General features: G+C 47.2%; 18 protein-coding genes and 2 pseudogenes. 16 read left to right on the top strand and 4 right to left on the bottom strand.

Going from position 1 to position 22,217, the window contains the following annotated elements; genetic code table 11:
* From Q0546_RS01460 to Q0546_RS01450, 3 genes and pseudogenes are all read left to right on the top strand, one after another.
* Nucleotides 1–107 (top strand): annotated as a pseudogene (locus tag Q0546_RS01460) (TerC family protein); the annotation flags it as partial.
* Between the two features lie 35 nt (nt 108–142).
* A complete protein-coding gene (locus Q0546_RS01455; RefSeq protein WP_298789881.1) occupies nt 143–1,603 on the top strand; it encodes a hypothetical protein in 1,461 nt (486 codons plus the stop codon).
* Nucleotides 1,604–1,793: 190 nt separating this feature from the next.
* Nucleotides 1,794–2,798, top strand: coding sequence for a hypothetical protein (locus Q0546_RS01450; RefSeq protein WP_298789879.1), 1,005 nt, complete (start codon nt 1,794–1,796; stop codon nt 2,796–2,798).
* A gap of 345 nt (nt 2,799–3,143) precedes the next feature.
* Here the strand turns inward: Q0546_RS01450 and Q0546_RS01445 are convergent, their stop codons facing one another.
* From Q0546_RS01445 to Q0546_RS01435, 3 genes are all read right to left on the bottom strand, one after another.
* On the bottom strand, nt 3,144–4,172 hold the full coding sequence (locus Q0546_RS01445) for a DUF3137 domain-containing protein (RefSeq protein WP_298789877.1): 1,029 nt from the start codon (nt 4,170–4,172) through the stop codon (nt 3,144–3,146).
* A gap of 380 nt (nt 4,173–4,552) precedes the next feature.
* Entirely contained in the window at nt 4,553–5,113 is a 561-nt protein-coding gene (locus Q0546_RS01440) for a Fe-S-containing hydro-lyase (protein ID WP_040303892.1), read from the bottom strand.
* Nucleotides 5,114–5,123: 10 nt separating this feature from the next.
* Nucleotides 5,124–5,969 carry a fumarate hydratase gene (locus Q0546_RS01435; RefSeq protein WP_298789876.1) on the bottom strand — a complete coding sequence of 282 codons (846 nt, stop codon included), beginning with the start codon at nt 5,967–5,969 and terminating at the stop codon, nt 5,124–5,126.
* 199 nt (nt 5,970–6,168) lie between these two features.
* Here Q0546_RS01435 and Q0546_RS01430 point away from each other — a divergent pair, with 199 nt between their 5' ends.
* The 3 genes from Q0546_RS01430 to Q0546_RS01420 all read left to right on the top strand — a co-directional run bounded on the left by Q0546_RS01430 (nt 6,169) and on the right by Q0546_RS01420 (nt 8,833).
* The gene (locus Q0546_RS01430) at nt 6,169–6,726 is read left to right on the top strand and encodes a NapC/NirT family cytochrome c (protein ID WP_291940163.1); all 558 of its coding nucleotides are present in this window, start codon (nt 6,169–6,171) and stop codon (nt 6,724–6,726) included.
* Between the two features lie 10 nt (nt 6,727–6,736).
* Nucleotides 6,737–8,137, top strand: coding sequence for a multiheme c-type cytochrome (locus Q0546_RS01425; protein ID WP_298789874.1), 1,401 nt, complete (start codon nt 6,737–6,739; stop codon nt 8,135–8,137).
* A gap of 279 nt (nt 8,138–8,416) precedes the next feature.
* Entirely contained in the window at nt 8,417–8,833 is a 417-nt protein-coding gene (locus tag Q0546_RS01420; protein ID WP_298789872.1) for a hypothetical protein, read from the top strand.
* Nucleotides 8,834–10,019: 1,186 nt separating this feature from the next.
* Here the strand turns inward: Q0546_RS01420 and Q0546_RS01415 are convergent.
* Nucleotides 10,020–10,238 (bottom strand): hypothetical protein, encoded by a 219-nt coding sequence (locus Q0546_RS01415; protein ID WP_297882694.1) that lies wholly within the window; start codon nt 10,236–10,238, stop codon nt 10,020–10,022.
* A gap of 312 nt (nt 10,239–10,550) precedes the next feature.
* On the opposite strand from Q0546_RS01415, the gene Q0546_RS01410 reads away from it, so the two are divergent.
* From Q0546_RS01410 to Q0546_RS01365, 10 genes and pseudogenes are all read left to right on the top strand, one after another.
* Nucleotides 10,551–11,156 (top strand): DUF6803 family protein, encoded by a 606-nt coding sequence (locus tag Q0546_RS01410; RefSeq protein ID WP_298789870.1) that lies wholly within the window; start codon nt 10,551–10,553, stop codon nt 11,154–11,156.
* A gap of 389 nt (nt 11,157–11,545) precedes the next feature.
* The gene (locus Q0546_RS01405) at nt 11,546–12,235 is read left to right on the top strand and encodes a response regulator transcription factor (protein ID WP_298789868.1); all 690 of its coding nucleotides are present in this window, start codon (nt 11,546–11,548) and stop codon (nt 12,233–12,235) included.
* Nucleotides 12,225–13,643 carry a DUF3365 domain-containing protein gene (locus Q0546_RS01400; protein WP_298789866.1) on the top strand — a complete coding sequence of 473 codons (1,419 nt, stop codon included), beginning with the start codon at nt 12,225–12,227 and terminating at the stop codon, nt 13,641–13,643. Before Q0546_RS01405 ends, Q0546_RS01400 begins: the two co-directional genes overlap by 11 nt.
* Before the next feature lie 104 nt (nt 13,644–13,747).
* The gene (locus Q0546_RS01395) at nt 13,748–15,823 is read left to right on the top strand and encodes a cytochrome C (RefSeq protein WP_291940175.1); all 2,076 of its coding nucleotides are present in this window, start codon (nt 13,748–13,750) and stop codon (nt 15,821–15,823) included.
* Nucleotides 15,824–15,874: 51 nt separating this feature from the next.
* Complete coding sequence (locus tag Q0546_RS01390) at nt 15,875–16,648, top strand: FKBP-type peptidyl-prolyl cis-trans isomerase N-terminal domain-containing protein (RefSeq protein WP_005870892.1); 774 nt, start codon at nt 15,875–15,877, stop codon at nt 16,646–16,648.
* 28 nt (nt 16,649–16,676) lie between these two features.
* Nucleotides 16,677–17,384, top strand: a complete 708-nt coding sequence (locus Q0546_RS01385) for a 4Fe-4S dicluster domain-containing protein (RefSeq protein WP_298789864.1) — start codon at nt 16,677–16,679, stop codon at nt 17,382–17,384.
* Between the two features lies 1 nt (nt 17,385).
* Complete coding sequence (nrfD, locus tag Q0546_RS01380; RefSeq protein ID WP_298789862.1) at nt 17,386–18,357, top strand: NrfD/PsrC family molybdoenzyme membrane anchor subunit; 972 nt, start codon at nt 17,386–17,388, stop codon at nt 18,355–18,357.
* A gap of 18 nt (nt 18,358–18,375) precedes the next feature.
* Nucleotides 18,376–21,072 carry a cytochrome c biogenesis protein CcsA gene (ccsA, locus tag Q0546_RS01375; protein WP_298789860.1) on the top strand — a complete coding sequence of 899 codons (2,697 nt, stop codon included), beginning with the start codon at nt 18,376–18,378 and terminating at the stop codon, nt 21,070–21,072.
* An 11-nt stretch (nt 21,073–21,083) separates the two neighbouring features.
* Nucleotides 21,084–21,929 carry a tetratricopeptide repeat protein gene (locus Q0546_RS01370; protein WP_298789858.1) on the top strand — a complete coding sequence of 282 codons (846 nt, stop codon included), beginning with the start codon at nt 21,084–21,086 and terminating at the stop codon, nt 21,927–21,929.
* Nucleotides 21,930–21,943: 14 nt separating this feature from the next.
* Nucleotides 21,944–22,217: pseudogene (locus tag Q0546_RS01365) on the top strand (NosL family protein); the annotation flags it as partial.

The raw sequence follows: 22,217 nt of genomic DNA, 5'->3' as shown, positions 1-22,217 counted from the left end.
GGCTGGGCTTTCACATACCTAAGGGCTACATCTACTTCTCGATGGCGTTTTCGCTGCTGGTGGAGCTCATCAATATCCAGATCCGCAAAAAATCCGCCGCGAAATAGGAGGAACGGAATTTTGCAGGATCTGAAAGGCGCGAATGGGGTTTGCTAAACTTCTTTCGCCGCGACGTATCAAGCTTGCTCGCGGCACGGCTAGGGATTTGAAGCTTGAGCCCGCACCTGCAGACGCGGCTAAATTTAGCTTTACGCTGGAGGGCTTGCGCTTTGCGGGAATTTTAAATTTAAGGCGCGACGGACTTTATCTGCCGATACGCGAGGGCGACGAGCTGGCGGTGATATATGAGGCTTCAAACTCAAATTCCAGCCGCGAGGCTTTTAGGGGCTTAAATTCCGATCGCGAGGCTTTAAGCAGCGCCGATTTAAGCGGTGAAAATTCCGCAGAGCGCCCTAACTGCGAAGTTTCAAGTAGCGGAAATTCCACTGTCGCAAATTTAGACTGCGATGCACATAGCGATACCGCGGCAAGCGTGCGCCAAAATTCTGCGGTATCTGATTTAGTGGGCAAAGATCGCAGCGACATAAATTCTGCCGCTTCGGGTTTTATCCGCAAAGATTTAAGTGGCTCCCTCTCTTTAAATTCTACTCGCGAGAGCCGTGGCGACGCTTTGGCAAACCCCGCCGCTTCCGCCCTTCCGATAGATTTTGTTAATCTAAGCCTGGGCGCGCAGCGCTGGAAGGACGCCGGCAGTACGGCGCTCGCCGCGATATTCGCAGCCTTCGGCGTAGCGCTAGCCGCGATGAGCATCTACTGTATAATCTTTATCTTTGATGCAAGGGCTCCTGCCGGACTGCTAGCCCTGCTCATCCTCGCGCCTTTTGCGTATTGCAGCTTTAGATTTATGCGAAGAGACTGGCGCGCCGCAAAGTTCGGACGCATATTTGCGGCTCTCGCGCACTCCAAAGAGCCCAAGCGAAGTGGCGAAGCGGAGGGCTATGCTAGCGGCGTGCGCGTGCTGCAAAGCGGCGACGTTTATTACTATGGCTTCGCGCTGGACGGGCTATATTTATCGGGCGATAGCAAGCGGCGTATCGTCTCTGACGCGCTACGTGCGGATCAAAATTTAGCGGAGCTTGCGGACGGCGAAAATTGCATGAAATTTAAGAATTTAGACGCAGAAAATTCCGCAAATTCTACGAGTATTAAGAATTTTGCGAAATCAGTAAATTCCATAAGCTCTGTAAATTCTACTAACTCAGCAAATTCTATAAATTCCGCCCGCTCCGCCGAAGTCGCGGCGCCCGCTAAGACAAAGGATGCCTCGCAGAGCTTCGAGCTGCAAAACGGCGATATTCTCCGCGCTCGCTACAAAGACTACCGCGTTAGTGGGCTTTGGAATCAAAGCCGCAGCACCAAGCTCGGCGATACGCGCAGCGGACTTCGTCGCGCAATAGATTTTATCGCGGGCGTGGCGCTACAAATAGGTCTGCGTCTAGGCGGCGCGCTTGTGCTGACGCAGCTCGGCGATCACATCGGCGGCTCCTTCGGCAACGCCCTAAGCTTCATCGGATTTTTGCTGCTGCTTAGCCTTATGCTTTGAAAGGCGAATTTCAAACGGCAGCCTCGCGGAATTTTGCAACTTCAAGGAATTTCAAATTTCTAAATTTCGCAGAATTCCGCAGCGAGCGGATTCGGGTTTTAAATTGAGGGCGCAAATTCTAAATCCAAATCTCGCGCGGCGCAAATTTGCGCTATAATCTAGCGAAAATCAAAGATTTAAAGGATGCGACTTGAAAATTTTAATCTCGTTTTTGTGCTTATTAAGCTTCATGTTCGCCGAGGCAGCGCCCGCTTTGGCAGAAGGTGCAAACAGCGCTCAAAAGGATCAAAACCTAGAAATTTTAACGGCAAATTTAGACGCGGCGCTGAAAGAAATCGATGAAGCCAGGCATCGCCCCGATGGTACGCCTTGCGAGAGCATCGTTAGGTTAAGGGCTGCGTTTATGGAGTTTTTGCAAAGCGCGGGCGAGAGAGCGCCTCAAATTTTAAAATCCTTGAGGTTCGCCCCGAATATGGCGATCTCGCAGGACGGCAAGTTTCGGGCATATTCGGTAGATATCAGCACTGGCGGCACGATGGGCGCGAGCTACGTAGCGTATCAATACGTAAGCGGCGGGCAAAATTTCATTATGGATTTTGCAGACAAAGGTGCGCAGCAGATGCAAGAATGCGTTCTTGGCGGCAGGCGGGATTGCGCCTGCGGCGATTGGGCAGTCGGTACCGCATGGGGCGGCGATCGAGTGATAAAAGTTTTTAAAGTTAAAGAAAATCTATATCTTATTTACGGAGGATCAAAGGGCTCTACTAAGCTCACAAACGACGAATTTTGGGCGGTAGAAGCAAGCGAAGCGGGTATAAACCTAGCGAATATATTCCTCCACTACGTCCGTTCATGCGGCGGAGATTGCGACTGCTCTAAAAGGAGCTCTTTGGTGCCGCCGCCGCACGACTCCGCTCGATTCGGCATAGAATATGATTTTTTTTCATATTTAGACGGCAGTGACGAGATAAAGAATAAATACGCTAAAAGGACGTTTTTGACCTTTGAAAACGGCATACTGGGCGCTCTTAAGGTAAAATATAGCGATAAATACCCGGACGGCGAGCTTGTCGATGAATATCAATACTTTAAATTTGACGGCGAAAAATTTACGATAGAGAGTAAAATAATTCATTGCGAGCCCGGTAAAATTATAGAGGAGTTAGTCGCGCCCTCTAGCGCGCAGGGGCTTTGATGGGTACCATGATGCTTGGCGGGTGCGCTAAATTTCAGGCGCGTAAGATTTCGGCTGCGAAATTTTAAAATTCTAAATTTCAAAGCGTAAAATTTCAAGGCGCGGATTTTATTTTCAGGATTTCAAATTTTACGGTGCAGAATTTCGCAGTGTGGATTAAAATTTTAAATTTCAAAACGCGCGGAATTTTACGCGCCTTAAAATTCCAAAGCACGAAATCGAAAAGCAAAATTTTAAAATTTCAAATTTCAAGGCGCGCAGAGCTGTAGCATGTGGAGCTGCGGCGCGGCGTGTGAAGCTATGGTGCGCGAGGCTGTGACACGCAAAGCTGCGGCGAGCCGCCTGCTAGCTCCAAATTCTTTCGTTTAGTTTTAGGTTTTTTACGATCGCTAAAAAGTGCGAAAGCTCGCGCTTGAGCTGCGCGGCAGGGTCGCGGCGCAGCACGCTTTCGTCGATGTCCGGCTCGAAATTATCGCGCCCCGTATTTACGAAAATATAAATTTTGCTATCTAAAAAGCTAAGACTGACGGGCGCGGCTACGGCGCCTGCGAAGCGCAAGAGCTCCCGCATAAAGGCGGGCGTTAAAATATACATCGCACTCGTCGCGTCCTCGCAATACACGGCGAAGGCGGCGTTAAACTCCGCATCGTCCATATCGATCTTTTTTAGCCCGAGGGTGTTCGGCGCGCCGGTGCGAGCGGGAAAGATCAGGGTTTTGGCACTTATGCGTTTGTTAAATTCCGCGTAGAAAAAGGTGCCGAGGATTTCGCTTTTCGAAAATCTATTAAATAAGCTCACGTCGCAAAAGGCAAAACTCACGCCGTCATAAACGCCCGAGACCCTGTCGTTGCCGTATGAGTATCTGTCTAGTCGAAAAAAGAGCCCGGAGAGCTTGAGTTTAGCAGGATCGATATCGCCTGAAATTTCATATCGGTAGCCGAACGCCTTAAAATAGGGCATTAGATAGTGCTCTTTAAAAGCGCGCCGAAATTTTATCGAATAATCTCGTTTGAAGACTCTAAATAATACGAATAAGCTCGAAGCAGCCAAGATTAAAGTTATAATCGCGAGTAAGATATATTTGGAAATCGTGGGGCGATTTTGTAAATCGTTTAGAAATAGGCTCATAGCAAAAAGGCAGGCAGCGTAGATTATCTTGGCTTTTATGGAGCTTTCATCGCACAAAACGGCTACTATAAGAACAACCGCGAATAATCCTATAAGCGGCAACAAATCCGCCATGCCTCCTCCGTCGCGCAGTTTGTATAACAAAAACGCGCCGTAGCCGAGCATGCACGCCGCCGCTAAGATCATATTTCTTTTCGCCTTATACAAAAGCCCCAGTCTGATCTGCTCCAGCTCGCTTGCGCTCATTTTGCTCCTTTTAAATTTGAGATGGATTATGACGCTTGCGGGCTTTAAATTTGCTTACGAACGGCGACGAAATTTTAAAATTTAGACTTGGATAAATTTGCGATTAAATTTTAGCGGCTGATTGTTTAAATGGAGCGAAGGCGGAATTTCTGTAGAAATTTAAGCGGCGCGAAATTTTAAAAATTCCGCGTCGTAAGAGAGATAAAATTTTACGGGCGCGATTTAAATTTCGCTATAAAATTTCACTGCGTGACAGCGTAAAATTTCGCAAAATAGACGCCGTAGTTTATGCCGCGAAATTTAGGGCGCCCAAGCGAACGCTGATAAATTTACGAACGCCCGCGCCGCAAAAAGCGCCGCGAGGACGCCGCTAGCAAAATTTAAATTTTTCTATAAGGCGCCTGTCCTACTTCGTAGAAATTGTTGCCCTCGCTGTCGATCGCTACGATAGCCGGGAAATCCTCGACGGTCAGCCTCGCGACCGCCTCGGGGCCGAGCTCGGGGTAGGCTAGCACTTCGTATTTTTTAATACTTTGGCTAATCAGCGCGCCCGCGCCGCCGATGGCGACCATATAGACGCAGCCTGATTTTTTCATCGCCTCGACGACGGCGTCGCTGCGGTAGCCCTTGCCGATCATGCCGTTGATGCCTACTTCGTTTATCATCGTAGGAGTGTATTTATCCATGCGTCCGCTAGTCGTAGGCCCTGCAGCACCGATTGCCTGACCCGGTTTGGCAGGAGTCGGCCCCAGATAATATATCGTCTCGCCCGCTAAGTTTACGGGTAGCTTCTCGCCGCGAGCGAGGGTTTCGGTTAGAGCCTTGTGCGCGGCGTCGCGAGCTGCGATGATGGTGCCGCTGATTAGGACGTTATCGCCCGCCTTTAGGCTTTTTACTACGCTTTTATCGAAAGGTGCGGTAATTCTTTTAACTTCTGACATGATTTCCTCCTTATAGTTCAGCGTCGGCATGGCGAGCCGCGTGGCAGTTGATATTAACGGCGACCGGAAGCCCCGCTATGTGGGTCGGATACCACTCTACATTTACCTTAACGGCGGTGTTTATGCCACCCAAACCCTGCGGACCGACGCCCGTAGCGCGCGCCATCTCCAGTAGCTCATCCTCTAGCTTGGCGTAGCGCTCGTCGGGATTTCTGCTGTCGATCGAGCGAACCGCGGCTTGCTTGGCTAAAAGCGCCGCCTTATCCATCGTGCCGCCGATACCGACGCCTACGACCATCGGAGGACAGGCGTTAGGGCCTGCGTATTTGACCGCCTCTAAAAATACCTTTTTTACCCCCTCGATGCCGTCTGCAGGAACGAGCATTTTTAGCACCGATTTGTTTTCGCTGCCAAAGCCCTTCGGAGCTACTTTTATCTTAAGCTTGTCGCCGGGGATGATGCGGGTATTGATGACCGCAGGGGTATTGTTTGTGGTGTTTTTACGCTCAAAAAGCGGCTCTGCGACCACGGATTTACGCAGATAGCCGCCTACGTAGCCGTCCGCAACGCCTGCGTTGATAGCATCCTCCAAATATCCGCCCTGGATATGCACGTCCTGACCAAGTTCGACAAAAACCACCGTCATACCGGTATCTTGGCAGATCGGCGCGACCTCTTTTGCCGCCAAATCGGCATTTTGTAAGAGCTTGCCTAAGATATCTTTGCCGATAGGCGAAGTCTCGTTCTCGCGCGCTTTCTCAAATGCTGCGCGCATGTCGGGCGTGACTTGATAACAGGCTTTTTTGCAAAGCTCGCTGACTACTTTGGTAATTTCATTCGCTTGGATCGTTTTCATGATCTCTCCTTGTATTGAAATTTTAATGGATTATATTCCGTTAAACTAAAAACTTAGTTTAAAATTTTATCTTCATTTAATAAATTTTAACAAAAGGCTAGAAAATAAGCGGTTTTTAATCTTTTTATAATAAAATACCACTTTCCGAATTATCAAATACTAAAAATTTTGCGAAGAAATTTTAAAATCAAGGAAACCTATGAAAAAGAAAACTCTTGTGCTGCTCGTGGGCGCTTGTGTGCTTATAGGAATGATACTTTCTCTTGGGATTGCGGAGATGGTTCACCTTACGGGCACCGATAAATTCTGCGTGTCCTGTCATACGATGCAGCCGATGGCAAACGCCTTTCACAACGATGTTCACGGCGGCAACAACCCGCAAGGCTTCAAGGCCGATTGCGTCGCCTGTCACGTCTCTCATGAAAATACCTTTATGTATCTTTGGACTAAAGCTCTAACCTCCGCAAATGATGTCTACAAAACGGTCTTTACCGATGCCGATAAGATCGACTGGCAAGAAAAACGCAAGGAGCGAAATCATTTCGTTTATGAAAGCGGCTGTCTAAGTTGCCATCGAAATTTAAAAGAGCAGAATAATCAAGTAAATAAAGCCTGGCTCGCGCATAGGGATTATTTCGCAGGCACTACTGGCAAAACCTGCGTGCAGTGCCACGAAAACGTCGGCCACAAAAATATGGGTATAGAGATTACCAAATATTGGGATAAATACAACCGAGAAAATAACAAAACCAAGTAAAGGAGAAGCAATGCTAAAAAAAGTCGCTATTTTAATAGCCTGTATCGCATCGTTTGCATTCGCAGAAATGCCCGCGCAGCATGCGAATATGTCCGCGTCGGACGCGAACGTAAGCAATTCTGTAAACGTTAGTCTTACGAAGAATTTAAAGGTAAATAGGCAGCTTACGCCGCTAGCTAGACGCTGCGTCGAGTGCCATGCCGAAAAAACTCCGGGCGTCGTTGCGGATTGGAAGATGAGCCGCCACGCTCACGTAGGCGTTAGCTGTACCGACTGCCACTCGCAGCCAGCAGATAGCCCTATGGCAGCTAAAGAGCCGCATCCGAAAGACACAGACAATCATATTTCGGTGCTAGTTAGCCCAAAAACCTGTGCCAAATGCCACAGCAACGAGGTTAAAGAGTTTGAAAACAGCGGTCACGCAAGAGGCGCTATGCAGATGCAAGCCAACAAAGGAATGGTTGATCTAATGTATCACTACGAAGGACGTGATATCCCTGATCTTAAACATGCACCTGATATTACCGGCTGCTCTCAATGCCACGGTAGCGTCGTTAAAATGGATGAGCATAACAAGCCTACCAAAGAGACCTGGCCCGTTTACGGCATCGGTACGGTTTATCCGGACGGTAGCGTAGGCGGATGCAAATCATGCCACTCGGGTCATAAATTTTCGATCGCCGAAGCTCGTAAGCCTGCTGCTTGCGCATCTTGCCACTTAGGACCTGATCATCCGGATATCGAAATTTACAATAACTCAATGCACGGACACGTATTTAACGCTGAAGGCAATGAGTGGAAATTCGATAGCGCTCCTGGTACTTGGGCAGTTCCTGACTACCGCGCTCCTACATGCGCGACCTGCCATATTAGCGGCGGTGTGGGCGATCTAAACTCCACTCACAACGTATCTCAACGCTTGAAGTGGAATTTGTGGCTGCCTAAGAGCAATCTACGCACCGGCGGTAATGAGACCGCGGTAAGCGAGTTTTTAAATACCGGCAAGTTAAACATTGGTAATCCTTTGGCGGGTAACCTAAACGGTCCTGAGGCAGCGCGTGCCGAGATGAAGCAAGTCTGCAAAGAGTGCCACGCAAGCACCCACACGAATAATTTCTTTGAGGTGGGCGATAAGCAGGTACTTCTATATAACGTTTACAACGACGAAGCGACTAAGATGCTAAAAGAGCTTAAGGAAAAGAAACTTCTAAAAGACGATCCTTGGGCGGATGCGTTCCAGCGAATCTACTATGTTTCATGGCACCACGAGGGTCGCAGAATGCGCCAAGGCGCGCTAATGGGTGGACCTGACTATTCGCATTGGCACGGCGTATTCGAGGTCAAAAATGACATCAGAGAGATGCGCGAAATCTACGAGCGCCGCATCAAAACCGGCAAGATCGAGGAATAATCCTTCTTAGTCTGCTAAATTTTGCCGGACTAAACAGATCAAGCTTGTAAGCCCCTGCACTTCGCAGGGGCTTTTTTGTTTGGATAAAATTTTGGAATTTTATTTTGTAATCCGCGCAAAGCCCATCGAAAATCGCCCCTAAAAGCACTACAAAATCACTATCTAATTATTTAAGATTATTGAGAATTTATGACGGAAATGGCTGATAAATTAGAGTAAATTTATCTCTTTGCAATCCAAAATTAGCTACAATCGCGCATATCATTTAAAAGGAATTTTATGGACAAGCAAACGGCATTAGACTTTTTGAGACTTCATCAGCCGATGCCTGCGCAGCTTTCGGATCAGCTCGCGGCAGAGTTTCGCGCGGTGCGGGAGTTTTTGCGTGATAATCCCTGCGACGAGGCGCTTGAGCCGCTTTTGCGCTCGCTAAACGAGGGCGACGGCGCAGGTGAATATCCGCTCGTGGACGAGGTATTGGGCGTGGCGGACGATGCTGCTGCGGTAGCTGCGATTAGAGCGGTCTTGGAGGATCCGAGCACTGGCAGCGGAGCGCGATTTTGGGCGACGCTTTTTAGCGTGAGCTTCGTTCGTAAGGAGCTCATCGCAAGCCTGGAGACATCGCTTAAATACGCAAACGATGATTTGATCGAGCTTACGAAGGAGCAGATCGAAATGTTCAAGCAGCTGACGTAAAGCTAGCTGCTTGAACTTAGTGTTGCGCCTTATTCGACAGATTGCGCCGCTACAAAGCAAATCCAAATTTATAAAAATCGGCTTAATCGCAGGCTGCTTTTAAATTTTAAAATTTTGCGGTCGCTTAAAATTTTTAGAGGCGGCGATCGAGCAGGCGGCGCGCTTTATTTTCTATGCGCTGTGGCAGGCGCCCTGTGCGAGAATTGCTATCGGCAAAGATATAGCGTCGCCGCTAAGTGCGAGCGGCGCAGGCACGGAGAGGTATCTACCTAGGGAGGGTAGAAATTTCACGGCGTCGTTTGAAGTAAAATTTTAAATCTACAGGCTTGTGATAGAATTTAAGTCATAATAGTGAAGCAGAATTTAATATGCGGCGAGCACGACGCTGAAATTTTAAGTTTGCGTCGCGCAGTGATTGGATTTCGCTCGGTGCGATCCGTACGAAATTTTAAGTAATGAGTTGGAGAGGAAATTCTAAAGCGCGAGTTAGACTATAAACTAGCACCGTCGGTAGAGGATACCGCGTCTTTTGCGCCGAGAACTTCGATTGCACGGCAAAGAATTTTACGCTTTTAGCACTACAACTATGGACCTCGGCTACGCAGCGAGTAAAACTGTGCTGCGGTTATACGACTAATGAAGCCGCGCCATTTCGTAAGCGATCTTGTAGCGAGATTAGATTATGAGTCTCGGCGTGCGGCATAGGAATTTGGGCGGGTGTGATCCGCGTGGGATTACACGACGCAGATTTTGCACCCTTATCCGCACTGCTAAAAATTCTACCGAGCGGAGTTGTGATCTAGAAATTTTGCGGCGGCATGAAATCTCCTAGCGCGGATTTTGAGCTTGCGCAAAATTTTGCACAGCTAGCATTCAAGAAGCGTAAAATTTCAAATTGCATGTCGCTTTAAAATTTTAAACTTATGAAATTCGACCTGCGCTTACTTTTAAATCCTAATTATGCGCCGTGCTTGGCGATGAAATTTTAAAATTTTATTGCGCCAAGAGCAGCTCGATCAATTGGCGGACGCAGCTAAAAACAAGATAGTTAAAATGCATCAGTGCGTGAAGCGGAGTTAAATTTAAATTGCGGGCTAAATTTTAAAGTGCGGCCTAGACCGCTTGCGGGCGCTCGATCTTAGCTTTAAAATAGTTAAATTTAGCGCTAGCGCCTGAGGAGCTTCGGCTACCTGATTTTTGCGGTGCCGAAGCAAAGTCCGTTTTCGTTGCACTGCATATTTTCGATTTGCGGATCCTCGCTTTCGCCGCAAATTTGGATCATCTGATGCGACGCCTCGTCCATTTTAGGCTCGCTGCAATGCGAAACGCCTGGCTTTGGCTGCTCAGAATTGGAGCAAGCGCATACAAACAGCGCTGCGCAGGCGAATAAAAGAGCATTTTTCATTTTAAATCCTTTTAAAAAATTTCGTAATTTTATCTTTACAAAACTGAAATTTTACGGAATTTAAAGCGTTTCGGATAAATTTAAAGCATCTGCTTTTGCAAATATAAATTTTCTAAATTTCACGTTAGATACGAAGAGGCGGCGTGCGAGGCGAGATTAAAATTTAATATTTGTGAGCGAGTTTTAAGACGCAGCCCAAATCGTTTTACTGAAAGATAAGATTAAAGGCGCACTTAATCTTATCTATCGTTTTAAAATTTTTTACCGAAAGCCGCTATAATTGCGCCCTTTAAACCAAAATAAGGAGAAAACATGGCAATGACGAATTACATGGAACTTTTGATGGCAAATCAGCCGTGGAATTTGATTTTATTTATGGCGGTGCCGATGGGCTTAGCAGAAGCGATAGTAGCGAGCGAATTTTTTAGCTTGTACCACGCGCAGAAGGGCTCTTTGTCGCTAAAAATCAATAAATGCCTTAGCATCATTCTCGGCGCTTATTTTACGATATTAATCATTTACGTAGCGGTTAAAATTTTGCCCGTCATTCATTTACGTGGCGCTGCGGACACCTTAGCTTTGGCGGCATACGTAGCGGCGGCGCTGCCTGCGCTGGTGCTGCTACTTTTGGAGCTAGGAGTTATCGCAAAAGGAGCGGAATTTAGAGCTAGGCTTAAATTTCATTTCTTGGCACTGATTGTATTTTTGGTGTTAGGACACGTCGCGATGATTTTTGGAATGACCGATCCAGGTGTGAGCGGCATGGAACATTCTATGATGGATCATGGCTCGATGAGCGGGATGAGCCACGATATGGGTTCGATGGAGGGGATGGATCATTCGCATATGAATCATGGCTCGATGGAGAATATGGATCATAGCGGCATGGATCACTCAAAGATGGAGCATTCACATTAGATTTAACACGTCCAGTTCTGGCTAAATTCTAAATTCTATTCCGCCGAGCTGCGGAGCTGATAGATTTTATGTTTTAATTGCCTTTGTCTGCGAAATGCATATGCAAGCACCTCTCAAATAAAATTTTACCGCCTTTCATATGCCGCCTGCGAGGCGGTAAAATTTAATATCAAGCTTATCGCCCCACCTTTTTACGTTCTTGTGATCTTTTGAGCCGACTTATGCAGGCACAAAGCTCGCACATATGCGGTTTGAGGTCTAAATTGGCGTGCAAACCGCTTTGGTATATTTTTTAACGTTGATTTAATGCTAAATTTATATAATTTAAGCGAGTTATATTTAAGAGATGATTAAGAATGAAATGCGCTAAGCTTGGAGGCGGATAGAGAATGCAAGATTACGAATTATTGGATGTTTTGTCCAATAAAAGGGTTCTTTGCCTAGAGGACGAGCCCGGGATTTTAAAAAATATAACCGAATCGCTACAGCTGTTTTTCGGCGAAGTAGTGGGGGTTAAGGACGGGCTGGAGGCGCTTGATGAGGCGATGAGCGGTTCGTACGACGCGCTGGTTTTTGATATCGGCGTGCCGCATATGGATGGGCTAGAGGTCGTTAAAAAGATCCGAGCTGCCGGCATCTCAGTGCCGATCGTGATACTTTCGAGCCACACCGAGCAGGAGTATCTGTGGCGGGCGGTGGAGCTTAAGATCACTAGGTATCTGCCTAAGCCGTACGACAAAAACGCCTTTATAAAGGCGCTGCAAGACGTCGCTGCGGAGCTGATAAATCACGCGCCGATATTGAGTATAAACGATGAGCTGAAGTATGATTTTGCCAAAAAGATCATCTACGTCAAAGACAGCGCCTGTCATCTTTCCAAAAGCGAGAGCAAGCTTTTGGAGTACTTCTTAGCGCGCAAAAATCAAACTATAACCTACGAGCAGTTATTTGGCTATATGTGGGAGTTCGAGCAGCCTAGCAAGGAAGCGATTAAGGCGATCGTCAAAGAGCTGCGCCGCAAGATCGGCAAGGACGTGATTAAAAATTTATATGCGGTGGGGTATCTCTTTGAAGTATAAATTTAAATTTATCGTAGCGCTTTTCGTGCTGCTATATATCGTAATTACGGCTTTGGTTTTTAACTTCTACCGCGAGCTTGCGCTAAAGGACACGAGGCGCGAGGCGTTTTATATCCTAGATACGATGAATGCGGTGCGCGACTACGTCTCGACCGTGCAGCGCCCGCTAATAAACGAGCTTAAGGAAAAAAAGCTTCTGAGTGAGGATTTTTTCGATCCGAGGCTGATGTCCTCGACCTACATAACGCGCGAAATTTATAAAATTCAGCTCGCCAAAGAAAACATCAACTACGACTACAAGCTTGTCGCTACCGATCCGCTCAATCCCGAACACGAGGGAAGCGAGTTTGAGAATGAAATTTTAGAGGGCTTTAAAGAAAACAAATATAAAGAATACTCCAGAGTCATCTATGATAAAGGTGGCGCCTCGTATCTTTTGAGCCTACCGATAATAAACTCCCAGCCTTCGTGCACTGAGTGCCACAGTATCAACGCGGCGCCCAAAAAAATGCAAGAGCTCTACGGCGATGTGGGGAATTTCAAAGGCGGCCTGGGCGATACGATCGCGATGATAAGCTTTAAAATTCCGATAAAAAGCATTTTGCTCTATCACACCAAAGAGTTTGTCGTTAGCGGCCTAAGCTTGCTTGCAGTGTTTTTGATCTGCATATTTTGTATCTATAAAATTCACAAAAAAAACGAGACCTTAAAGATGCAGACTCAGCTTTTACTGATAAATCAAAGCCGCCTCGCGCTCATGGGCGAGATGATCGGCAATATCTCGCACCAGTGGCGCCAGCCGCTATCTCAGATCAGCTCCACGCTCATAAATTTAGAGCTTTACAACGAGCGGGGCAAGCTCTCAAAAGAAAGGCTCGAGGGCGGCATCAGGGATGCGGGCGAGCAGGTGAAATTTATGAGCGATACGATCGAGGATTTTAAAAATTTCTTCAATCCAAACATGCCGAAGAGGGAATTTAGCGCCGGCGAAGCGATCGAGCAGGCGCGTAAAATTTTAAACGCCTCGCTTAAAAAACACGTCATCGATATAAGCGTGCGGATAGAGGAAAATTTTACGCTTTACGGCAATGTAAACGAGCTCATCCAGGTGCTCATAAACATCATAAACAATGCGAAGGAGGCGTTTTTGGACGTGTCGCTTAAACGGCGCGAGATTAAAATCCGCTCATTTTTAAAACAGGGCGAGCGAGTAATCACGATCGAAAATAACGCAAGCCGCATCGATGAAGCGCAGCTAGATAAAATTTTTGAGCCGCACTTTACGACAAAACAGCAGGGCAGCGGGCTCGGACTATATATGAGCAAGATGATAATCGAAAAAAACGGAGGGAGCATAAGCGCTGCGAATTCCGACGAAGGCGCGATATTTACGATCTCTTTTCGTTAAATTTAGACTTCATTAAATTTCTCCCTTTTTTACCCTTTTTTGTTGATATTATTTCGAGCGTAGAACTTTGCTAATTTAAAATTTCGATTTTCAAAGGAGGAGCCATGAAAAAATGGAATAAGATGCTACTAGGCGCGCTAGCCTGTATTAGCATTTTTGCCGCAGGAGCCTGTGCTGATGAAGGCATGGGGCATGAGATGGAAATGTCGCAAAAATCGCGCGACGTCATCGCAAATCCTAAGGGCACGTTGCAAAGCAGAGGCGTCATATCCTTGCAGGACTACGTCGTAGAAGAGCGAGAGATGTATGACTGGCTATTTAAAAATCACCCGATTTTTACTAAATACGGCGGTAAGACGGTCGGTAAGATGGATGTACATGACCGAGGTTTGGAGTGGCTTGCGGAAGGGCATGGATTTGACTTTTCGAAGGCTAGCAAAAGAGACGACGGCAAGGGCTATAGCTCTATGATGTATAGAATCCCTGCGGGCTCTTCTTTGCAATTTCCGAATAAATTCATAGGTCCTGAAAAATGCGGCGAGTGCCACCCTGCACAGTATGAGACATGGAGCAGATCGCGCCACGCCACTACTATCCGCTTCCCGGGCGAGCACCCGGAGGTTAATAACAACCTAACCGATCCTGTATTTAGTCCGGATACGGCGTCGATCCTTCCAAAAGGTATTACCCCTGACGTAATTTATGCGACCGTGGGGCATCTAAGGACAAAATTTGGCTACGTAGATGCATGGCTTCTACGCGGAACCTATCACGTAGAGGGCGGCTTGCTAAGAGATGGTACCGGTCAAATCGTAGCCGGCGGCAACCAATTCCAAAGGACTTGGGCGTTAAATTTAGACGATGAGACGGTCAAAAAGATTAAAAAGATCGTTCCGGAATTTCCGGGCACGCTTGAGGAATACGGCGATAACGGCGGTTACGTAAGAGGTCTTGCGTCGTATGCTGCGAAATATAAAAAATCGATGTTTTTCCAAGCAAACAGCTCGTATTGCGAAGTCTGCCACCCATTCAAATTCGATTTTAAAACTAAGAAAGAATTCTATGCTGCTTTGGGTAATGCAAAAGAGCTTCAAAAGCACACTATCTCCAAGGGTATCACCTGCGAAGAGTGCCATGGAGCGGGCGGTCACCTTGACGGCGCTACAAATTTTAGAACCTCAAACTGCGAACGCTGCCACCAAAGATTTAACTATAGCCCTGATTTAGCTCGTGCTAATCCGCTAAACAACGGAAACCCCGATCTATCTCTTAGCTCTAAATTTAAATCCATGGGTCCAGGCTGCGGCTCTGAAGGCTCTCAGTCCTACTTCACCGCTCACTACGAGAAGGGTATGCGCTGCGTAACCTGCCACGATCCGCACGATAACACCGGACCGGTAGTTGGCGATAAAACCGTCAAGGGCGTAAATTACAACTCCGAGCAGGGCTATTTGAGTGCGTTTTATACAAAGCCTAAGATCACAAAAGAGTGCAAGGATTGCCACCAAGAGCAAGCCTACATCGCCGCAAGAGCCGATACGCATAAAGACAACACCTGCGCATCTTGCCACATGCCGTTTATGATGAGCTGCGAAAACTTCTATGCTATTCAGTTCCAAGACAACGCGGGATTTGATACTCAAAGAAGATCGCACATCTGGAAGATCGACATCGATCCTGCTAGAAAATCTCTAGTCGCAGGCGATGCCGCCAAAGGTCCGAGAGATGCGAAAGATTGGCACTTCCAAAGAAATAAAGATGGACGAAATTTCGTCGATCTTATGTGGTCGTGCGCACGAACCTCGTGGGCGGATAAAGATATGCAAGATACCAAAGGCTGCCATAGCCCTGTCGTTTCCGAGCTAAAAGAGACACTTCACTTCAAGAACCAAAAGCAGGTTTACGATGAGGTTATGGGCTGGCAAACTCCAATTAAGAGCGATTTCTCGCAAGTTAAGATCGGTATTCAAGGAATTTACTCTATCCTTGAGACTAAAAAGCTTAACTCCAGTGATAAAACTCGCGTCTATGAGCTAATAGAAAAAGCTCAAGACACCGTCGATCTTATCGAAAAAGACGGCTCATGGGGAATGCATGGCTTTAAATATACTAAGCAAAGGCTAGAGGCCGCTAAAGAGTATATCAAAGAGGCTCAAAGAATTTTAAATAATAATTTATAATTCTTTCGGGGTCGCGTAAGTTCGCGGCCCCGAAATTTAAAAGGCAAATGTATGCAAAAAAGACTAAAAATTTTCTTGCCTATCGTTTTGGCAAGCTGCGCGTTGGGCGCGAATTTAACTACGCAAGAACAAAAAGAATCTTATAGCATCGGAGCTTCTACCGGAAGCTATGTTTCAAACCAGCTGCATTCACAAGCCGCATTAGGCGTCAAATATGACTTAGATGCGGTGATAGAGGGGTTTTTGGACGCTCTTAAAAAGCAGCAGAAGCTAAAAGATGAGGAAATTATTGCGCTTTTGAATCAAAGAGCCGATAAGCTAAATAAGATCGTAGAAACAAATTCCAAAGCGGAGCTTGATAAAAATTTAAAAGCAGGCAAGGAATTTATGGCGAAAAATGCCAAAAATCCGGACGTTAAAACCACAAAATCCGGTCTTCAATATGAAATTCTAAAGCTAGGCATGGGCGAAAAGCCAAAGCCTGAGAGCGTAGTAGTGATGAACTACAAGGCGTATTTGACGAATGGTAGCGTATTTGACGATACTTTCGCGTCTAAAATTCCGGCGCATCTTTCTATGATAGGCTTAATCGACGGATTGCGCGAGGGGTTGCTTTTGATGAATACGGGCTCGAAATATAAATTTACAATCCCTAGTAATTTAGCCTACGGCAACGTGGACGTAGATAGAATTCCTGCGGGTTCTGTGGTGATTTTTGAAGCCGAACTACTAAAAGTTTTAAAGCCCGGCGAGCTTGCCGATGCGGCCAAAAAGCTTAGCGAAAGCGAGGCTAAAAGCTTTCACGACGCGAACAAAACAAAGTAGTTTTGCTTAAATTTAGTCGGAGGAGAATATGCAAAAGCAAAGAAGAAATTTTATAAAATCCGCCGCACTCGGCTCTTTGGGGCTCGGCGCAATCGCCTCAAGCTTGCTCGCACAAAACGGCACAGATAAAAGTGCGCAAGATGTAAACGCAAGTGCTAAAAAGCAAGAGCCGAAAAAGCCGCACTACGGCATGATCTTCGATCAGAACAAATGCGTGGGCTGCACCGACTGCGAGATCGCCTGTAAAAAGGTAAATTCGGTCCCAAAAGGCCAAATGAGGCTTTTTATCCAGGATAAAACCGATCCGCTAAATTTGAAAGAAAAGCGCTATGTTAGAGTATCTTGTCAGCAGTGCGAGGACGCGCCGTGCGTAAAAGTTTGCCCGACGAAAGCCTGCCACAAGGACGAAAAAACGGGCATTACGACGATGAATACCGACGACTGCATCGCCTGTAAATACTGCATCGTCGCCTGTCCTTACGACGTGCGATTTATAAATCATGAAACAAGAGCCGCAGAGAGCTGCAACTTCTGCTTGGATACGAATTTAAAAGACGGCCACGAGCCTGCCTGCATTGAGGCGTGCAGATACGAGGCGATCGTATTCGGCGATCTAAACGACGAAGAATCGCACATCAGCAAGCTGCTTCGCGTAAAAGACAGCCTGCGAATGCGTCCGGAGTGCGGCACGAAGCCGAGCCTGCGCTATATTCCTGCGGTTAAATTGGGGGTATGATATGAACGGAGCTATAAATTTCACTGCGACCTTCTCGCACGGCGTGGAGTGGGGCTGGCCGATCGCGGTCTATCTTTTGCTAGCGGGTATGAGCGGCGGCGCTTTGGTAGTCGCGATCCTCGTCAAATTTTATAAAAAACAGACCGAAAGCACGCCGCTGTTTAAAGCCGCGTCGCTGCTATCTTTCGTTACGATTTTACTCGGTATGGTTTGTCTGGTAGCCGATTTAGAGCGACCGCTTCTTTTTTGGAAAATTTTGATTAATTATAACTTCACATCGGTTATGTCCGTGGGCGTTGCGGCGCTTTGCGTCTATATTCCGCTTACCTTCGTAGCCTGCCTTTATGCGTTTGAAGAGTGCCTTAGAGAGTTTTTGACGCGCAATCTTAGCTTTTTAAAAGGTCTTTTCGAGCTTGTGATGAAAATCGTAAACGTGCTTCGTCCGCTACTTCTTGCGCTTACGCTCGTTTTTGCAGTTGCGATCTGTGCTTATACGGGCTTTTTGATCTCGGTCTTAGTTAGATTTCCTATCCTTAATACCGCCGTTTTACCTGCGCTTTTCGTGGCGTCGGGCTTATCGGCGGGTATCGCGGGATCTAGCCTGATAGCCGCACTTTTCTTTAAAGCCGACCCGCACGGCGGCGATCTTAAAATTTTACACGCGGTCGAGTGGCCGGTTTTAGCGATGGAAATTTTACTAATCGGCATGATTTTCGTTTCGCTAATCACAGGCAGCGACGTACAAAAAGCTGCAAGCGTTGCCTTTAGTGAGGGCGTTTACGCTCAGCTATTTTGGCTAGGCGTCGTGGGCGTAGGATTTTGTGTACCGCTAGTTTTGAATTTCGCACTGGGCAAAAAGATCGCTCACACCGCGTTTGCGTTCTACGTTAGCGCGCTTGCTAGCGTGGTCGGAGTATTACTTCTTAGAATGTTTATACTATACGCAGGGCAAACTTACGATATAATAATGTAAAAACTCGGAGAGGCGATTTTGGGCGTAAATTTTTTTAGATTTTTAACTTCTTACAAAGTTGCGCTCTGCCTCCTCTTTATCCTAGCCGCAGGTGCCGGCGTCGCAACCTTTTTAGAGAGCGTTTATGACACGCAAACGGCTAAAATTTTAGTCTATGAGGCGCGCTGGTACGAGTGCGTCATGGGCGCTGCGACGCTGAGCCTGCTCGGCATTATAATTAAAACCAAAATGTGGCGCCGCTTCGGCTCCTTCGTTCTGCACGCGGCATTTATCGTTATCTTTATCGGTGCGGCTTTGACGCGGTATCTGGGCGCTGAGGGCGTACTGCACGTAAGAGCTGGCGAGAGCGGAAACGAGATGGTGAGCGTAAAGCCGTATCTGCAGATCCGAACCAAAGACGCATTTTTCGAGTATCCGCTAAATTTAACCCAAATCGGCGATAATAATTTTAGCTTCACGCAAACCATAAACTCAAAAAATTTCACCGTCAAATTTGACTTCTATAAACCTGCACCCAAAGGCGAGCGCGGTACTCTCGTAGTAAAAGCGGGCTTTGAAGGGCAGCGCGAGCAAACGGCCAAAATCCACGGCGGAGCCGGCTGGCTGGGCGAACCTAGCACGCTAAATTTTGACGGCGAGGAGATAATGCTAACCTGGGGCTCAAAGCTAGTTAGCTTGCCGTTTTCGATAAAGCTTATTAAATTTGAGCTTGAGCGCTACCCAGGCTCGCAAAGCCCGTCCTCATACTCTAGCGAAGTAGAGGCGCTCTCAGACGCGGGAGAAATTTTGGCAAAGTATAAAATTTACATGAATCATCCGCTAAATTTGCAAGGCTTTAAGCTATTTCAGTCCTCCTATGACGCGGACGAACAGGGCACGGTACTAGAGGTCAACCGCGATCCGGGCAAAATCCCGACCTACATCGGATATTTCTTGCTTTGCGTCGGCGTTATCGGCAACTTTTTTACTAAAAATAGCCGATTTTTAAAGCTCATAAATTTTATTAAAAATAGCCGCTTTTCTCTCGTCGCGGCATTTATAGCGCTTGGTTTTTTAAATTTTAACGCAAACGCGGCCGAGCAAAACGAGGGCGAGATTTTAAAAACTTTCGCCGCAAACACCGCCGCTCACGCTAACGGCGAATTTGCAAAGCTCCTAGTGCAAGACTACGCGGGCAGGATAAAGCCGCTTAGCACGGAAGCGGGCGAGATCGTAAATAAAATCTCCGGCACAGACTCGCTTTACGGTCTAAGCGCCGAACAAATAGTGCTTGGGATGAATCTAAACCCTGCACTCTGGCAAGAGATAAAAATCGTCAAAATAAAAAACGGCGAGATCAAAAAAATGCTAAATTTGAGCGGAGATTACGCGAGCTTTAGGGATGCGTTTGACGCAAGTGGCGAGTATAAGCTAGCCGCGCAGGTCGAAGCCGCAAACGAAAAACCGCTCTCTAAACGAGGCACGCTCGATAACGACCTCATCAAATTTGACGAGCGGCTAAACATCGCGTATCTCACGTTTAAGGGTACTTTTTTTAAATTTATCCCGGTAGCCAACGACCCGCAACACGCGTGGCTCTCGCCAAACGACGCCTTTAGCGATGAGCGAGTCGATACTAGCACAAAAAGTACGCTAAACGACTATATAACTGGCCTGCAAGAAGGTATCGCGGATAATAACTGGGGCAAGGCCGACTCCGCACTAGCCGCACTAAGAAACTATCAGCGAACGGCCTCGGCGGAAATTTTACCTAGCGTTAGCAGAGTCGATGCCGAGGTCTTTTACAACCGCGCTTCGGTGTTTAAAAAGCTGGTTTATTTCTACTGGATTTTGGGTTTTGCTGCGCTTTTACTAGGGCTTGCGTCCGTATTTTTATCAAGGAGAATTTTACCGCTTGAGCGAACCATTTTAGCGGCATTCGTGCTAGGTTTTGCGGTGCATACGGCCGCCTTAGCTCTGCGCTGGTACGTCTCAGGACACGCACCTTGGAGCGATAGCTACGAATCAATGATCTACATCGGCTGGTCCGGAGCGCTAGCGGGGATGATATTTTTTAGGCGTTCGTTGCTTGCGCTTGCGGCGGCCGCGCTGCTAGCTGGCATCGTGATGCTGGTGGCGCATATGAGCTTCGTAAATCCGCAGATTACCAACCTTGTGCCGGTGCTAAAGTCGTATTGGCTCAGTATCCACGTATCGGTTATCACTGCTAGCTATGGATTTTTAGGCCTTGGTTGCGTGCTGGGTCTTATCGCGCTAGGGCTTATGGCGTTTAAAAACAAAGCAAACGAGGCGAGGCTAAACGAGCAGATCAGATATATCGCAGCGATAAATGAAGCTAGTCTAATCATAGGTCTTTGCTTGCTAACGCTTGGAAATTTCTTCGGCGGAATCTGGGCAAACGAGAGCTGGGGGCGCTACTGGGGCTGGGATAGCAAGGAGACGTGGTCGTACGTATCGATCCTAGTTTACGCGATCGCGCTACATCTGCGCTTTATACCAAAGCTAAATTCACTCTACGTATTTTTGATCGCATCGGTGTTTTCTTACGCTTCGATCGCGATGACTTATTTTGGCGTAAATTTTTACCTAACGGGCATGCACTCTTACGCTAGCGGAGATTTGCCGCCGGTGCATATTAGCGTCTATATCGCGCTTGGTTGCATACTTTTGATAACCGCGCTAGCCTTTAGAGGACGCGACGTAAAAACGATTTAAAAGGAGAAAAAATGTATAAAAAACTACTAGCGGCGGCGATTTTATGCGCTAGCGCAAACGCAGGCTTTATCCAGGAGGGCATGCAGGCCCAGCAAAGCGGCGACCATAAAAAGCTGATAGAAATCTACGAAAAAGCCTGCCACGAGGAAAACAAGGCATCGGGCTGCTACAACCTTGCAGTGGTGTATTTTGAAGGCACGGGCGGCGTGGAGAAAAATTACGAAAAGGCGATAAATTTATACCAAAAAGCTTGCAACGCCAAATTTGCGCTTGCTTGCAATAACCTAGGCTACATCTACGAAAGCGGCAACGGCGCGACTCAGGACTTCGCTAAAGCCGCTGCGTACTACGAAAAAGCGTGCCAAGACGACGAAGGCTGCACCGCACTAGGACTACTTTACGCAAACGGCGCGGGCGTCAAAACCGATATCAAAAAGGCCATCTCGCTCTATACCAAAGCCTGCAACTACGGCGATATGATGGGGTGCAACAACCTAGGCTACCTGCACCTTGAGGGCATGGGCGTAGAAAAAGACTACGCTAAAGCAAAATCATTTTATGAAAAGGCCTGCGCTGGCGGCGTGGGTATCGGCTGCGATAACCTCGGCTTTTTGTATGCATTCGGTCAAGGCACCAAGCAAGACTACGCCAAAGCTAAAGAATTTTACGAAAAATCCTGCAACCTAAACTACGACAAAGGCTGCAACAACCTAGCTATCATGTACGCCGAGGGCAAAGGCGTCGCAGCCGACACCGCTAAGGCTAAAGAGCTTTTTGACAAAAGCTGCGCAAAGGGCCTAAAAGTCGCGTGCGAGAATGCGGAGTTTTTAAAACCGGAAACAAATAAAACTAAATAATTTAAGGAGATAATATGATTTTACGTTCTGTTTTGGGTTCGGCGCTACTAGCGGCGCTACTTTTCGGTGCCGAAGCAAACGAGCAAGCCGGCAAGATGAAGCCGATGTTTCAAAGCGTAGATCCTAGCAAAGCTACGCTCGTAGGAAGCGGTGAGGATAAAGAGTACTGCGCCGTTTGCGGAATGAATTTGGTTAAATTTTATAAAACAAACCACGTTTATAACGGCAAGCAAGTAGCATCGCTCCACTGCCTATACGAGCTCACGGAAGGCAAGATCCCAAGCGACG

Origin of the sequence: uncultured Campylobacter sp., assembly GCF_937997465.1 — a bacterium.
GTDB lineage: Bacteria > Campylobacterota > Campylobacteria > Campylobacterales > Campylobacteraceae > Campylobacter_A.
The sequence above is the reverse complement of the archived record's forward strand: the minus strand, read 5'-3'. Positions and strand labels throughout refer to the sequence as shown.

Coding starts and splice junctions, on each gene's coding strand:
- Q0546_RS01390 (WP_005870892.1), top strand. CDS start 15,875: ATGCAAAAAAGACTAAAAATTTTCTTGCCTATCGTTTTGGCAAGCTGC.
- Q0546_RS01430 (WP_291940163.1), top strand. CDS start 6,169: ATGAAAAAGAAAACTCTTGTGCTGCTCGTGGGCGCTTGTGTGCTTATA.
- Q0546_RS01370 (WP_298789858.1), top strand. CDS start 21,084: ATGTATAAAAAACTACTAGCGGCGGCGATTTTATGCGCTAGCGCAAAC.
- Q0546_RS01455 (WP_298789881.1), top strand. CDS start 143: ATGGGGTTTGCTAAACTTCTTTCGCCGCGACGTATCAAGCTTGCTCGC.
- Q0546_RS01395 (WP_291940175.1), top strand. CDS start 13,748: ATGAAAAAATGGAATAAGATGCTACTAGGCGCGCTAGCCTGTATTAGC.
- Q0546_RS01385 (WP_298789864.1), top strand. CDS start 16,677: ATGCAAAAGCAAAGAAGAAATTTTATAAAATCCGCCGCACTCGGCTCT.
- nrfD (WP_298789862.1), top strand. CDS start 17,386: ATGAACGGAGCTATAAATTTCACTGCGACCTTCTCGCACGGCGTGGAG.
- Q0546_RS01425 (WP_298789874.1), top strand. CDS start 6,737: ATGCTAAAAAAAGTCGCTATTTTAATAGCCTGTATCGCATCGTTTGCA.
- Q0546_RS01410 (WP_298789870.1), top strand. CDS start 10,551: ATGGCAATGACGAATTACATGGAACTTTTGATGGCAAATCAGCCGTGG.
- Q0546_RS01405 (WP_298789868.1), top strand. CDS start 11,546: ATGCAAGATTACGAATTATTGGATGTTTTGTCCAATAAAAGGGTTCTT.
- Q0546_RS01435 (WP_298789876.1), bottom strand. CDS start 5,969: ATGAAAACGATCCAAGCGAATGAAATTACCAAAGTAGTCAGCGAGCTT.
- Q0546_RS01415 (WP_297882694.1), bottom strand. CDS start 10,238: ATGAAAAATGCTCTTTTATTCGCCTGCGCAGCGCTGTTTGTATGCGCT.
- Q0546_RS01445 (WP_298789877.1), bottom strand. CDS start 4,172: ATGAGCGCAAGCGAGCTGGAGCAGATCAGACTGGGGCTTTTGTATAAG.
- Q0546_RS01440 (WP_040303892.1), bottom strand. CDS start 5,113: ATGTCAGAAGTTAAAAGAATTACCGCACCTTTCGATAAAAGCGTAGTA.
- Q0546_RS01420 (WP_298789872.1), top strand. CDS start 8,417: ATGGACAAGCAAACGGCATTAGACTTTTTGAGACTTCATCAGCCGATG.